Source organism: Nesterenkonia haasae (genome assembly GCF_010119385.1).
Taxonomy (GTDB): Bacteria; Actinomycetota; Actinomycetes; order Actinomycetales; family Micrococcaceae; genus Nesterenkonia; species Nesterenkonia haasae.
The window spans coordinates 120,484-134,796 of record NZ_VFIE01000018.1; the positions used below are offsets into that span (position 1 = coordinate 120,484).

At 60.7% G+C, this 14,313-nt stretch carries 13 protein-coding genes; 3 read left to right on the top strand and 10 right to left on the bottom strand.

Annotation, left to right across the window (positions count from 1 at the left end; translation table 11 throughout):
- Window positions 1–200: 200 nt before the first annotated feature.
- Both FH975_RS03930 and FH975_RS03935 read right to left on the bottom strand, forming a co-directional pair.
- Window positions 201–875: a hypothetical protein gene (locus FH975_RS03930; RefSeq protein ID WP_328821768.1), complete on the bottom strand. Its 675-nt coding sequence runs from the start codon at window positions 873–875 to the stop codon at window positions 201–203.
- A gap of 4 nt (window positions 876–879) precedes the next feature.
- On the bottom strand, window positions 880–1,923 hold the full coding sequence (locus tag FH975_RS03935) for a PPK2 family polyphosphate kinase (RefSeq protein ID WP_235928433.1): 1,044 nt from the start codon (window positions 1,921–1,923) through the stop codon (window positions 880–882).
- 110 nt (window positions 1,924–2,033) lie between these two features.
- Here FH975_RS03935 and FH975_RS03940 point away from each other — a divergent pair, with 110 nt between their 5' ends.
- On the top strand, window positions 2,034–3,179 hold the full coding sequence (locus FH975_RS03940; protein ID WP_162320167.1) for a DNA recombination protein RmuC: 1,146 nt from the start codon (window positions 2,034–2,036) through the stop codon (window positions 3,177–3,179).
- Here FH975_RS03940 and FH975_RS03945 read toward each other — a convergent pair.
- The 5 genes from FH975_RS03945 to FH975_RS03965 all read right to left on the bottom strand — a co-directional run bounded on the left by FH975_RS03945 (window position 3,169) and on the right by FH975_RS03965 (window position 9,033).
- Entirely contained in the window at window positions 3,169–4,860 is a 1,692-nt protein-coding gene (locus FH975_RS03945) for an SLC13 family permease (RefSeq protein ID WP_162320168.1), read from the bottom strand. The genes FH975_RS03940 and FH975_RS03945 overlap by 11 nt on opposite strands.
- Window positions 4,861–4,912: 52 nt before the next feature.
- On the bottom strand, window positions 4,913–6,106 hold the full coding sequence (locus FH975_RS03950) for an MFS transporter (RefSeq protein ID WP_162320169.1): 1,194 nt from the start codon (window positions 6,104–6,106) through the stop codon (window positions 4,913–4,915).
- Complete coding sequence (locus FH975_RS03955; protein WP_328821769.1) at window positions 6,096–6,857, bottom strand: sulfite exporter TauE/SafE family protein; 762 nt, start codon at window positions 6,855–6,857, stop codon at window positions 6,096–6,098. The genes FH975_RS03950 and FH975_RS03955 overlap by 11 nt, the downstream gene beginning before the upstream one ends.
- Window positions 6,858–6,972: 115 nt before the next feature.
- Window positions 6,973–8,097: a 4-hydroxy-3-methylbut-2-enyl diphosphate reductase gene (locus FH975_RS03960; RefSeq protein WP_162320170.1), complete on the bottom strand. Its 1,125-nt coding sequence runs from the start codon at window positions 8,095–8,097 to the stop codon at window positions 6,973–6,975.
- A gap of 24 nt (window positions 8,098–8,121) precedes the next feature.
- Window positions 8,122–9,033: a hypothetical protein gene (locus FH975_RS03965; RefSeq protein ID WP_162320171.1), complete on the bottom strand. Its 912-nt coding sequence runs from the start codon at window positions 9,031–9,033 to the stop codon at window positions 8,122–8,124.
- Between the two features lie 62 nt (window positions 9,034–9,095).
- Between FH975_RS03965 and xseA the strand changes: the two genes are divergently transcribed.
- Together xseA and FH975_RS03975 are read left to right on the top strand one after the other, a co-directional pair.
- A complete protein-coding gene (xseA, locus tag FH975_RS03970) occupies window positions 9,096–10,379 on the top strand; it encodes an exodeoxyribonuclease VII large subunit (protein WP_162320172.1) in 1,284 nt (427 codons plus the stop codon).
- Entirely contained in the window at window positions 10,376–10,651 is a 276-nt protein-coding gene (locus tag FH975_RS03975; RefSeq protein ID WP_162320173.1) for an exodeoxyribonuclease VII small subunit, read from the top strand. Before xseA ends, FH975_RS03975 begins: the two co-directional genes overlap by 4 nt.
- Here FH975_RS03975 and FH975_RS03980 read toward each other — a convergent pair.
- The 3 genes from FH975_RS03980 to FH975_RS03990 are packed head-to-tail and all read right to left on the bottom strand — an operon-like array spanning window position 10,621 to window position 14,307.
- Entirely contained in the window at window positions 10,621–11,865 is a 1,245-nt protein-coding gene (locus FH975_RS03980; RefSeq protein ID WP_162320600.1) for a pyridoxal phosphate-dependent aminotransferase, read from the bottom strand. The genes FH975_RS03975 and FH975_RS03980 overlap by 31 nt on opposite strands.
- 55 nt (window positions 11,866–11,920) lie before the next feature.
- Window positions 11,921–13,183: a pyridoxal phosphate-dependent aminotransferase gene (locus FH975_RS03985; protein WP_162320174.1), complete on the bottom strand. Its 1,263-nt coding sequence runs from the start codon at window positions 13,181–13,183 to the stop codon at window positions 11,921–11,923.
- Window positions 13,184–13,236: 53 nt separating this feature from the next.
- A complete protein-coding gene (locus FH975_RS03990; protein WP_162320175.1) occupies window positions 13,237–14,307 on the bottom strand; it encodes a glycine betaine ABC transporter substrate-binding protein in 1,071 nt (356 codons plus the stop codon).
- Window positions 14,308–14,313: the final 6 nt, after the last annotated feature.

Below are 14,313 nucleotides of genomic sequence, written 5' to 3' on the forward strand. Positions count from 1 at the left end.
CTAGGGGAAAACATGCACAGTCCCCACCACGGCATAGACCACCGCCAGCCAGACACCATCAACACTCCACCCAGAAGCGACCCACGCCTGCCCCAGCAGAGACTGCCCAGGTGAGAGCGACCATGATATGGGCCTCAATACCCATCAAACACTAGCCACCACCTGCATACACGAGCCCGGAGGACTGGCGTCCTGTCTGGCTACGTCGGCCGATGCTCATCTCGGAGGAAAAAGGCGCCCAATGAGCCGGCGAGAGTGGCAAACACCGCGACCGAATAGACAGCCAACACCAACTTCATCACCTGAGAGAATGGGTCCTCTGTTGTGATGCCGGTACCGGTAATCGTCGCCAGCGCGGCCTCAAACAATGCCGTCGTGTAATCAGTCTGAGACTCGAATGCGTATAGCAACTGGCTGGAAGCCAAAACTACGACCACCGTCACAGCAGCCAACCAACCAATCCTGCTCGAGAGCAAGCGCCCTGCAGAGCGGGACCCACGCACACCGGCAGAGACAATTCCGCCCACACGAGCCACACGGGCCACTCGCAAAGCCCGAACTGCCTGCAATGCCCGAACAAACCGCAGGAAGGGGATCAGAAGGAAAACGACCTGCCACCAGTTTCGCCGCCAGAAGTCTGAACTGAACTCTGCGACATAGGCACGAAGAATGAACTCAGCCACAAAGAGTAACCAAAACACCCACCCTGTCACGCCGAGGATTTGAGACCATCCCGGCTCGGAGACCAGAAGTTGTCCAAGAAATACGAAGAGGAATAAGACCCCCAAGAAACCCATCGGGCGGTCCAAACGGTCGGCAAGAGCCTCAGCGGCGTCGACCCGTTCGGACGCGGGGTCTGAAGGTTCGCTACTCACGCTGTCAACTCTCCATCAGGCGACGTCGCTCAGTCTCAATGTCATAGTCCGCAGCCGGCCAGCGCAGATTGAGGTCAGCAAGCGCAGTAATGAGGACCTCCTGCACCACTAACCGGGCGTACCACTTCCGATCCGCGCCCACCACATGCCACGGAGCGTAGACCGCATCAGTGGCCTCCAAAAGGCTCGCATAGACAGTCTGAAACCTTCCGAACTCAGCACGTGCATCCGCATCGGAAGGGTCGTATTTCCAGTGTTTATGAATCCTGTCCAGGCGGGCGACCAACCGATCCAACTGTTCCGCTGCTGACACGTGGAGCATCACCTTCACGATCACGAACCCGTGGCGAACCAGTTCACTTTCAAAATGCTGCAGCGTCTCCACCCGCTCGGCCAACTCATCAGCGTCATGCGTCCCCGTCACCGCCGGGACCAGCACATCCTCGTAATGCGAGCGATCGAATACACCCACATGCCCAGGTCTCGGAAGCCGACGGATAATTCGCTCCAGGAAATGTTCCTGGCGCTCCTGCTCGGTGGGCTTGCCGAACGCCGTCACCTCTACGCCCAGCGGGTCCATCATGCTCACTACCGACTTCACCATGCCGCCCTTGCCCGAAGCGTCCATCCCTTGGAGCACCAGCAGAACGCGTGGACCAGGTTCAAGCTCATCAAACAGCTTCTGCACTCTAGGGCCGAAAAGCTCCTTTCGACGGGTCGCATCCTGGGCACTCTCCGGGGCTCGTGCAGCGATCCCCTGCACCACCGCCTCCCGCTCCGCCTCAGGCGCGGCAAACTCATGAGCCCAGAGCAGCTCCTGCAGATCCGCCAGCAGCTCACCGCGTTCCATGAGCGCCTCTTTGCCAGCTTTCTTCCCAGCGTCGAATCCCGCACGACGCCGTGTCGGCACAGCCGACAAGTCCAGAGGTGAGTCGAACTGCCTAACCCGCCACAAACTCCTCGGATCGACGGCAAGAGGATTTCCGCTGGTATCGGGTCCCGGCACTCCGGATAAATTCACGTTCAACGGTTCAGAATTCGCGGGCATCAGTGGCATCCTCATCTTCAGTAGCAGGTTGGACCCATCCAACCAGATCCATCTGGCCGCAGCACGCGGCGGATCCGCCCCATCTCCGTACCTGGTGGCAGAGTGGAGTCATGGATTGGCCAATGATTTTCCTAGGGCTTCTAGTGGGTGGGGCACTCGGCGCCGCAATCTGCTGGGTTCTTACACGCCGGCAATATGACGCCGCGACCGCTGCACTCACTGAATCACAACAGTCCCTGGCCGTCGCCCGGGGCAGGCTGGAAGAGATCGAACGCCGCCGCGGCGAGGATCAGGACACCGCACAGGAACGTGAATCGCTCCTCGAGATGCTGCACCCCGTCCGGCAAGGTGTCACGGAAGTCCAGCGGCGCATGCAAGAGCTCGAACGTGAGCGCGCCGCACAACACTCCCAACTCAGCCTCCAGTTGAAGAACGCTGCCCAGTCTGATGCCACCATCATCGAATCTACTCAGGCGCTGCTTGGTTCCCTGCACTCCACGTCAGCGCGGGGCTACTGGGGGGAGGTCCAGCTGCGTCGGGTAGTCGAAGCCGCCGGCATGCTGCCCCACGTCGATTTCACGGAGCAGCACACCGGTACCGGCACCGCCGGAGAAGTCCTGCGGCCGGATATGGTCGTCAAACTACCCGGTGGGCGGCACCTGGTCATCGATGCCAAGGCTCCCCTGCACGCCCAAGATTCCACGCTGCAGGCCAAGGCACTGCGCGCCAGAGTGGATGAACTCTCCAAGAAACGCTACTGGGAAGCAGTGGAACTGTCTCCCGACGTCGTATTCTGCTTCCTGCCAGCAGAGTCACTTCTGTCAGCTGCCCTCCACGCCGACCCGGGACTGCTGGACGGTTCTCTGGCAAAAGGTGTCACCCTCGTCTCACCCGCTTCGCTCCTTGCAGCGCTCAAAGCCGTCGAGACTGCCTGGCGGCAAGAGCGACTGGCAGCCAATATCACCGAAGTGGTGAACAATTCGCGGGAGCTGTACAAGCGTCTCGCCACTATGAGTGGACACCTCACCGATACAGGGACACGCCTCGCCCAGGCCGTGGTTTCCTACAACAAGCTGATCGGCAGCATTGAGCGCCGGGTTCTCCCCCAGGCCGAGGCGCTGGGTCGCCTCGAGGTCGGCGAACCGGCTGCGGGGGGCCTGGAAGACCTAGGCGAAACCCTTAGGGCCGACCGAGTCAATGCCGACGTCAACCCGCTCGGCCCACGTCTGTCCAATGAGGGCCCAGTTACAACGTGAGTCCAAAGACCCACACCAGCAGAGTCATTGAGACAATCGTGATGACCACCACGCCAATGAGGTTGAGCAGAAACCCGCCCTTGATCATCTGACCGATGGTCACATAACCCGAGCCGTAGGCGATAGCGTTCGGCGGCGTAGCAACCGGCAGCATGAACGCACACGTCGCCGCCAGAGCCACCGGCGCGGCCAGCACCAGTGGATCCACGCCGGTGCCCATGGCCACACCCGAGGCCACCGGAAGGAAAGTCGCCGCGGTAGCAGTATTGGACGTCATCTCAGTCAGAATGAGGATGCCCAGCGCCGTGACTCCCACCAACACCCACACTGGAATGCCGGCAAGGCCTTCGACCTGCCCGCCGAGCCACTCGGAGAGACCCGAGTCGCCGAACTGACCAGAAAGCGCCAAGCCGCCGCCGAAGAGCAGCAAGACTCCCCAGGGGAGCTTCACTGCGTAATCCCAGTCCAGAAGCCGGACGCCCTTCTTCGCATCGCCCCCGGCTGGCAGCAAGAAAAGCAGCAGCGCGATGCACATGGCAATGCCGGCATCATCGATAAATGGCTCTGTCTCCTCCTCCAGCACACCAAACGCGATAAGCGCATCAGTGCCCAGAGGAATCGAGACCCAAGACAACGCAGCCAAAATGAAGATCAACAGGGTTCGGATCTCGCCTTGGCTCATCGAGCCGAGCTTGCTCAGCTCATTGCGAATCAAATCACCGCCACCTGGAATATTGTCCATCTCCGGGCGGAAGATCACCTTGGTCAGCAAGAACCAGGTGATGACCATCATGACGATCGACATTGGGACACCCACCAGCATCCAGTGCCCGAACGTGATGGGCATATCGTGATATTCACGCATATGGCCGGCAAGCAGTGTGTTCGGCGGAGTCCCGATGATCGTGCCCAACGAACCCACCGAGGCAGCGTATGCGATGCCCAGCATGAGGGCTGTGCCGAAGTTTGATTTGATGACCGACTGCTGGGTTTCCTCGTCCTCCTCGCCGGGATCCCCCACAGACTCCGGGTCCTCCCCGGCCAAGATCTTGCGTACCAACATCAGCACCGAGATGCCGATCGGAAGCATCATCACCGCAGTGGCTGTGTTTGAGACCCACATAGAAAGAAAACCCGTGGCGATCATGAATCCGGCAATGAGCGACGTCGGCTTCGACCCCATGAATCGGAGGGTCACCAGAGCAATACGCCGGTGCAGATTCCACCGCTGCATCGCCAGGGCCAGCATGAAGCCGCCCATGAAGATAAAGATAATGTTGTTGCCGTATGAGGCCCCCACATCGTCAAAGGACACTCCCCCGGCGGGCTCATCCCCCGATCCCATCTCTCCTTCAGGCACCAAGATGGGGAAAACGATGAGTGGGATCAGCGCCGTGGCGGGAATGGGAATGGCCTCCGTCATCCACCAGACCGCCATGAGAACAGCCGTGGCGGCCGTCAGTCGAGGCCACATCTCGATGTCCGCCGGCATGATGAAGTAGACGAGAACCGCACCTAGGACCCCACCGAAGAGGCCGATCAGACGGCGGAGCAAGGTGGGTTTAGCAAACCCTTCAGCCTGGTGACCTGCCGAGAGCTCAGACTGTTCACGCCCCGACTGTTCGTTGGGATCATACTGCTGCAAATGGGCCCCGGTGACTCGGGAACGGGGAGGCGTCATGAGCGTCGGCTCCTTGCACATATGTTGTGGATCACAGGGGACAGTAGGCACCTTACCCTGAGCTGTCCCGCGGCAAAACCGCTGTGACAAGGACCGTCGCAAGCACCGTCAGTGCAATGACCATTCCCACAGTGCCCGCCCATCCCGCAGCTGCGAGAAAGATCCCGCCCACGTAGCCGAAAAGGGACGAGCCTCCGTAATATCCCACGTTGTACAGCGACGCGGACTGCGACCGCCCCGCGACCGCCAATGCACCGGACCACCCTGAGGCCACCGCATGTGAGGCGAAGAACCCGCTGGTCATCACCACCATCCCCACGATGAGCACCCACACATTAGGCACAAGGGTCAGCACGACGCCGGAGAGCATCAGCACATTGCCTCCGATGAGCACAGGTTTGCGGCCAACTCGGGCGGCAAGGGCTCCGGCCCGAGGTGAGGAGAACGTACCGGCCACATAGGCGAGGAAGATCAGACTGATTACTCCCACCGGCAGCCCGAAAGGCGGTTCCGCCAAGTGGAACGCCATGAAGTTGTACATCGCCACGAACCCGCCCATTGTCAGAAAGCCCTGAAGGTAGATGACCCGCAGTCCCGGAGATCGCATATTTCCAACCAACTGACCTGCAGCCTGTCTGGGGTTGCTTCGACGCGGCGTGAAGTTCCGTGCGCGGGGAGCAGTGAGGACAAAGACGGCTACGCAGGCCACCGCCAATCCGGTGACCGTAAGCATCCCAGGCTTCCAGCCGAGTTGCTCTCCGACCGGCGCTGCGAGAAGCCGACCCGATAAGCCACCCGCTGTGGTACCGGAAATGTAGGTCCCCGCAGCTACAGCTGCAACTCGGGGGCTCACCTCCTCACTGAGGTACGCGACCGCCAGGGCGGGGACGCCCCCGAGCATGACCCCTTCCACGAAGCGCATCGTCAGCGCCAGAGCGAACGTGGGCATGATGACAGTCAGCACTGAGAATACGCAGGCCAGCGTCACTGCCCACACCATGGCTTTCTTTCGACCATATGCATCGCCGATGTAGGACCAGGGAATGACCCCCAAGGCCAATCCCAGGGTTGCCATCGAGACCATAAGGGCTGCCTGATCCGCACTCACCTCCTGGTCCTCCGCAATCAGCGGAAGCAACCCCTGGGGCGAGTAGAGCTGAGCGAAGGTCGCCACCCCGACAAAGAATAAGGCCACGAGCAGCCGGCGGTAAGGAGGCGAACCCGGCTGAAGTCCTTCAGAGGACATCAACGACACCGCGGACAATCGCTCCGACTCCGCCGAGCCCGGCCAGCGTCAACGCCAACCTTCGGGCGAACGCAACTGAGACAACCTTTGCCAGGCGGGATGCGATCAATATGCCGATCACCACAGTGGTCAGGATCCCTGTCAACAGCCAACCGAATGGGACCCCCACATCTCCGTCGGTAGCGACAGACCCCAACGCGAGTTTCGATACGACGGAAGCGGCGCCCATCGTCATGAAGATTGGTTGCAGAGTTGCTGCGAAGCTCACCTGGTCCCACCGCGAGAGTCGCGAATAAATCACCATCACCGGGGCCGCCACTCCACTCGTGGTGTTGAAGAACCCCCCAATGAGCCCTGCAGCCACAGCAGGTACCCGACCTCCCCACTCTGGGAGTCGACCCAATGTGAAGGTCACCAGTAGGGCAGCCACCACGATCGAGCCGAGGATGATCGAGAGCCAACCGGCGGAGAGCACTCCCACCAGCCAGGCACCCGGCCACGCCCCTATCACGGCAGCTGGGATGATCAGCCAGAACTTTCGCCAGTCAATGGCAGCCCACACGCTGAGCATAATGAGAAACCCGGACACCACGGTGGTCATGTTGGTGACGAGAACACCGAAGGCAGGACCCAAAAGAAGAGACAGCACCGGAGCTACCACGAGGCCGACCCCGGTGCCGGAAAGCCGTTGAAGAATGGTACCGATCAGGACTGCGGCAACGATAATCGCAAGAGTGCCGAGAATGTCCACCGTGTCATCGTAGACCAGCGCTGCGAAAGCGGCGTCAGCCTCCTGCAGGCACGCTCATGGCAGGCGCTCCCCGGGAGCGCGAACGGCTGGCGGAAGAGTGCTCAGTGGCTGGTCCTCAGTTGGTGGAACAGGCACTGCGCCTGCGCCCGCCGCGACCCACGTCATCGTGGCCAGCCTCTTGGAGAGCCTTACGGATCTCCTTGGGCAGTGAGAAGACAATGTCCTCTTCCGCGGTCACAACCTCTTCCGGCTCGCCGTAGCCGTATTCCGCCAGCAGGCGCAGCACGTCGTCGACAAGCACCTCAGGCACTGAAGCCCCGGAGGTGACCCCTACAGTCTGAGCCTCCGCGAACCATGACTCGTCAATCTGGTTGGCGAAGTCGACCCGCTCCGAACGCCGCGCTCCGCACTCCAGAGCCACCTCCTTCAACCGCACTGAGTTGGAGGAGTTGGCCGAGCCCACCACAATCATCAGGTCCGACTCCGGGGCGATCTTCTTGATCGCAGCCTGACGGTTAGATGTGGCGTAGCAGATGTCATCCGAAGGAGGATCCTGGAGGTTCGGGAACCTTTCGCGGAGCTTCTGGACCGTCTCCATTGTCTCGTCCACCGAAAGTGTGGTCTGAGAGAGCCAGATGAGGTTGTCCGGATCAGGAACCTCGATGTCGTCGACTTCCCACGGACCGTTGACAATGGTGGTGCTGTCCGGGGCATGACCAAACGTTCCTTCGACCTCTTCGTGCCCGTCATGGCCGATGAGGATGATGTGGTAGTTGTCTTTGGTGGTGAATCGAACGGCCTCGCGGTGCACCTTGGTCACCAGTGGGCAGGTGGCATCGATGGTCTGCAGGCCACGCTGGGAGGCTGCCTCTTTGACCGCGGGTGAAACTCCATGGGCGGAGAAAACAAGCAGCTCACCCTCGGGTACATCGTCGGTCTCTTCAACGAAGATGACGCCTTTTTCGGTGAGCGTGTCCACCACATGCCGGTTATGCACGATTTCCTTGCGAACATAGACCGGAGCGCCATACTGCTCCAGGGCCTTCTCTACCGCGATCACCGCTCTGTCGACTCCTGCACAGTATCCTCGCGGAGCCGCCAGGAGGATGCGTTTAGACCCCTCGAACGTCTGCTCAGCGGCAATCTCCTCAGGACTGCGACGCTTGCGCGGCACCGTGGGAGTGGGCACCGAGATGTGCTTGCGGGGCGTCGTCGGGGCTTCCGGCGTCGTCGTTGTCATGATCGCAAGTGTACCGGCGCGACCTTAACGGCGACGAGACGGACTCAGCAGTCCGCCGATCATTGCGGCAAGGCCGGCAATGCCGCTGACGGCGCTGAACATCCACCAAGCCGGCTGCGCCCACTGCGTGTACTGAACCTGAATGTGGTCGAGGATTGTGCCGGCCGCCTCCGGCACCCCAGCGGGGTGCTGGAACTCTGGCGCGGCAGCGGTCATCGCGATCCATAAGCCGAGCGTGGCCGCCACCAGCGCACCTGCAGCCAGCGCGAACCACCGACCTCGACCGTGTCCGATCAGCACTCCGAGCAGAATCAGTCCCGCTGCTCCTCCCGCGAAGAAGAGCCAGTACTGGCTGGCTGTTGCGACGGTAGCCCACGAATATGGATCGGCAGTGTTCTCGGTCGCGGCCTCGATGTCGACCGTAATCTCGGGGGCGATGATGTCGAAGCTGCCGGGATCGAGGCCAGGGACCCAGCTGAAGGCGTCCTCAAGACCTTCACGCATCGGCTGGGTCATCGCCTCAGAAACCGGTGTCAGGTCCAGCTCAATATCGAGCTCGCGGACCTCTCCGGAGGTTCCCTCGGCGAAAATATCCTCCAGCTGCGCGGTGTAACCGATGCGGGTGTCCTGGAGGACCTCGTCCCAGGCGTCGAGGGTTCGCTCATTGTCAAAGGCCGCGGCTACGACCGGCGCGAGCAGTTCATCGGCGCCACCCGGCACAGCCCACTGCAACTGGTCGGGCAATCGACCCGTGAGATCCTCCATGATGATATCCGTCACAGCCTCTGCGAAATCCTCCTCCTGAGGCAGGGATCCAGCGATGTCACGAACAGGTTCGGCACTGCGCAACAGCTGATCAAGCTGGTAACCAGCGAGGCTTCCGACGGACAACATTCCCGCCAGCAGCAGGCACAGCACGCTGAGCAGGTGGCGCATGAAGCTCCTGAGCGGTCGTGGGCCATGTTGGCCTCCGTGAGTCGGGCTAGTCTGTATGCAGTATGAATTATCAGGAGCCAACTGCCAAAGACCGACCCCCGCTGGCCGCGCTGCCTACGAGTTCCCAAGAGACCAGCGAAGACACGCCGTGGCCGCTGAGCCACTTCTCAGGGAAGCTCAGGGCTCATATCGACCGGGTCAACCCGACCTGGGTCGAAGGCCAACTGGTCGAGTTCAACGTGCGCAACGGTACGGCCTGGATGACACTTCGGGATTTGGAGCAGGAAGTCTCTTTCCAAGCCGTCGCCTGGCGAAACGTGGCAAGCGGCCTGGCAGGCAAAGGACTAGAGCCCGGCTCCCGCGTGGTTGCACTGGTCAAGCCCTCACTGTGGGAGAAGTCCGGGCGACTCTCCCTGGTGACGCAGCGAATGGAACCGGTGGGGCTTGGAGACCTGCTGGCCCGGATCGAGCGTATGAAGCAGCAACTGGCCGCAGAAGGCCTGTTCAGTCCCGCCCTGAAGAAGCCGTTGCCGGTGCTGCCGCGGAGCATCGGTCTGATCACTGGCCGAAACTCTGATGCCAAGAAAGATATTCTGCGCAATGTCAGCGCTCGATGGGCTGCCGCGCAGTTTGAGATCAGAGAGGTCGCCACTCAGGGACCGATGGCTCCGATTGAAGTGGCAGCTGCCCTGGAGCAGCTGGACGCCCTGGAGCATGTTGACGTGATTGTGATCGCCCGGGGCGGAGGTGCACTGGAAGAGGTCATTTTGCCCTTCTCAGATGAACGGTTGGTTCGCGCAGTCGCAGCCGCTCAAACACCGGTCGTCTCAGCTATTGGCCATGAAGCGGACCGGCCCCTGTTGGATGAGGTCGCCGACGTACGTGCCTCGACGCCGACCGGTTCTGCGAAACTCCTGGTACCTGAGGAGGCTCTGGAACGCGAAAACATCGGGCTCGCCCGCACCAGGATGTCCCAGGGACTGGAGCGAATGCTCTCCGGTGAGACCGAATGGCTCCAAGCGGTGCGGTCGCGGCCCGTGCTCGCCCACCCGGAGGCCATGATCCAGGTGCGCGCGGAGGATCTTCTGCGGCTGCGGCGACGTGCTCTGATGTCTGCTCAGACCACGGTCGATCGGACACGAGACTGGGTACTGGCGACCCGTGCCCAGGTCACTGCACTCTCACCACAGTCCACCCTGGACCGCGGCTATGCAGTGGTGCACCATCAACGGCGGATTGTGCGTCACGCCGGAGAGCTCCAGCCCGGGGCCGAGGTTCACGTGAAGGTAGCTTCCGGGGAATTCACCGCCGACGTCACCACAACGACAGAGGAGAAAAACCAATGAGCGAGAATCAGTTCAGCACCGCCCGCACAGATGACATCGAGCAGATGTCCTATGAACAAGCGCGCGATGAACTCGCGGAAGTTGTGACCAAGTTGGAAACCGGCGGGGCCCCTCTGGAAGAGTCGCTGGCCCTATGGCAGCGCGGAGAAGCTCTGGCCGACCGCTGCGAACGATGGCTCGACGGAGCTTCTGCCCGGCTGCAGGAAGTGCGCGAGTCACTCAACGAGAAAGAGGCGGCAGCTTATGAGGAACGAGCCGCTGAGTCGCGATAGTCTGCGAGGAAATCGGCGATCTCAGCAATCGCGACCTCGAGATCTTCGACGTGCGGCAGCGTCACCACGCGCAAATGCTGGGTGTCGTCCCAGTTGAAAGCGCGTCCATGGGACAAAAGGATCTTCTTTTGGCGCAGCAGCTCGATGACGAAAGCCTCGTCGTCGTCTATCGGATAGATCTCCGGATCCAAACGCGGGAAGAGGTACAGGGCCCCGTCTGACTTCTCCACCGTGATCCCCTCAATCTCTGAGAGCAGGCGGTGTGCCGTCCGGGACTGTTCGTAGAGTCTGCCTTTGGGCAGAATCAGCTCCTCAATGGACTGGTATCCGCCTAAAGCAGCCTGGATGGCGTGTTGGGCGGGAACATTGGCGCACATTCGCATGTTCATCAGAAGGTTCAGACCTTCGATGTAGTTCTTGGCCCGGTGTTTGGGCCCGGAGAGATAGATCCAGCCGGATCTGAACCCGGCCACACGCCAGGTTTTGGACAATCCGGAGAACGTGATGGTGAGAACATCATCGCTCAGTGTGGCCGCGTTGATCATCTCCACGCCGTCGAAGGTGATCTTCTCGTAGATCTCATCGGCTAAGAGCATCAGATTGTGCCGACGGCAGATATCCACCATCGCCTCAAGGATCTCCCGCGGATACACCGCCCCCGTCGGGTTATTGGGGTTGATCAGGACCAGAGCCTTCGTCCGCTCCGTCACCTTAGACTCGATCTCTTCCGGGTCCGGCCACCACCGATTGCTCTCATCACACATATAGTGCACAGGGTGGCCACCGGCGAGTTTAGTGGCGCCGGTCCATAGCGGGTAGTCCGGAGCAGGGATGAGAATCTCGTCTTGGGGTGCGATCATGGCGGTGAGCACCATCGAGATCAATTCCGAGACCCCGTTGCCCAACCACACTTCATCCGGCGAGGCCTCCCGGAGCCCCCGTGCCTGGTAGTACTGAGCCACAGCCACACGGGCAGAATAGACACCTTGTGAGTCGGAGTACCCCTGGGCGGTGGGCAACGTCTTGATCATGTGCTGCAGAATCTGTTCCGGAGCCTCAAATCCGAAGGGTGCGGGATTACCGATGTTCAGTCGGGTGATGCGGTGCCCAGCCCGTTCCAGCCGTGCGGCCTCCTGCGCGATCGGCCCCCGAACGTCATAGCGGACCTCGGCAAGTTTGGGCGACTGGAGAAACTCCTCGGAAAAGTTCTGCATCCCTTCATCATGCACCAAAAACTCCGAGTTCGGTGGCATCAATAACCCTCGGGCTTCAGCCGGTGATCGAGGTCACAGGTTGGGGTTTGGCGAACGCATCGCGGTACTGAGCGAGGAACGCAGCAATTCCGTCAATGGCTTCTTCCAGCTCTTCCACGGCGGGCAATGCCACGAGACGGAAATGCTGGTCATCGATCCAGTTGAAGGCACGCCCATGAGACACGAGGATCTTCTGCTGACGCAGCAGCTCCATCACAAAAGCCTCGTCGCTTTCTATCGGATAGATTTCCGGGTCCAAACGCGGGAACAAGTACATGGCGCCGTCCATCTGACAGACATCCACGCCCTCGATTTCTGAGAGCAGCTTATAGGCTACGCTGCGCTGCTCGTAGAGCCGACCGCCAGGGTTGATGAGCTCTACGATGGACTGGTATCCACCAAGGGCGGTCTGCACTGCGTGCTGGCCCGGAACGTTGGGACACATGCGCAGATTCGACATCAGCTGCAGGCCTTCCAAGTAGCTCTTGGCCCGGTGTTTGGGTCCGGAGATATACATCCACCCTGACCGGTATCCTGCAACGCGCCAGGTCTTTGAAAGCCCGGAGTAAGTGATGGTGAAGACATCGTCACTGAGTGTGGCCGCATTGATCATCTCCGCGCCGTCATAGGTGATCTTTTCGTAGATCTCGTCAGCCAACAGCATCAGATTGTGCCGACGGCAAATGTCCACCATCGCCTCAAGGATCTCCCGCGGATACACCGCCCCCGTAGGGTTGTTCGGATTGATGATCACCAGTGCTTTGGTGCGATCGGTCACCTTCGCCTCGATCTCCTCCGGATCCGGCCACCAGTTGTTCTCTTCGTCGCAGATGTAGTGAACCGGAATGCCCTGGTAGAGCGCGGTCAGGCCTGTCCACAAAGGGTAGTCAGGCGTTGGAATCAGAATTTCGTCACCGGGGTTGATCAGTGCTTGCAAGGTGATGGTGATGAGCTCGGAGACCCCGTTGCCGAGGTAGACGTCGTCCACATGGGCGTCCCGCATGCCCTTGGTCTGGTAGTACTGAGCCACCGCAGTCCGAGCTGAGTAGATGCCCGCAGAATCAGAGTAGCCCTGCGCAGTCGGAAGGTGCTTGATCATGTCCATCATGATCGAATCCGGTGCCTCGAACCCGAAAGGCGCCATGTTTCCGATGTTCAGCTTGGTAATGCGATGTCCAGCCCGCTCAAGGCGGGCGGCCTCCACCGCGATGGGCCCGCGCACGTCGTAACGGACATTGCGCAACTTATTCGCCTGGGTGAAATCCTGAAACTCCTCCATGATGAGATTCTGCCTCACATTGTCAACAATCCGCGAATTTCACGCGGCGCAGCTCATCCCCAGTCCTCGGGTTCGGCGAGAAGACCCTCTTCAACCAGCCAATAGGTCGCAGCATCCTCAGGATCGAGAGCGTCATCCCCGTAGATGAGGCGGCGGATTGTCAGCAGTGCCTCATCGTCGAGAGCCGCAGATATCTCCTCCACCACGGCCGGAACCTCGTCAGCCACTCGTAGAGAGACGATGGGCGCGTACTGATCCTCGGGTAGGGCTCGTCTGACGTCCTCCAGACTGACCAATGCGTGGTCAGCAGCCCCTGGATGCGACGCAGTGAACAGCGCAGCATCGATCTCGGCGGTGATCAGAAGTTCGACAAGTGTGTCTTCGTCAGTCCTGCGCAAGTCCTCGGGGACGCATGCATACGTTTCGTCCAAGAGATCTTCAACATCTGGGAGCTCAGTCGAGACCCCGAAAACCAGATCCCCACAGTCCGCGGCCAGAGTGTCGAAGTCGGTGTCCTCCCCACCGTCGACGCCATATGTTTCAGCGGTGACGCTGGTGATGTGCACCCCGCTGCGCAGCACAGCGGCGGTCGGCTCGAAGAGCTCCGCCTCAGTGAGCTGGGCTTCCACAAGTCTTACGAGGTCCTCCGGTGCTGCTGCCGGGCCCAGGCCATTCTCCGGTTCGGGGGCCGTCAGCTCGGCGTAGCCATCTGGGTCCAGCGTTTCCGCCAGAGGCATAGTGCGTGCAATCACTATCTCGTACCGATCGTCTACGTCCTCGCCACCGGCTTCCTCAGTTTCAGAGGCTTCTTCCGTGCCGGTATGAGCAAGCTCAGCCGCGAGACCAACCGCCGTTTGGCCGTCCTCTTCGACCACGATGGTGGGAGCCTCGTGAGAGTTCAGTGCCATCGCATACACCTGAGCAATAGTGCGATCGAGAGGATCACTGCCCACAGCGAGGTGCCACGCCCTCTCAATGTCTTCCCCGGTGGGTTCAGGAGCAGGTTGCGGAGGGTCTGAGCAGCTGGACAGAAGCAACCCGAGAGCCAAGGCGCAAGCCCCGAAAGGCGCTGCGGAAAACGGCATGCGCGCAGGCATGATGGGATCCCTGCGCTGAAAAGTCATGGGCGA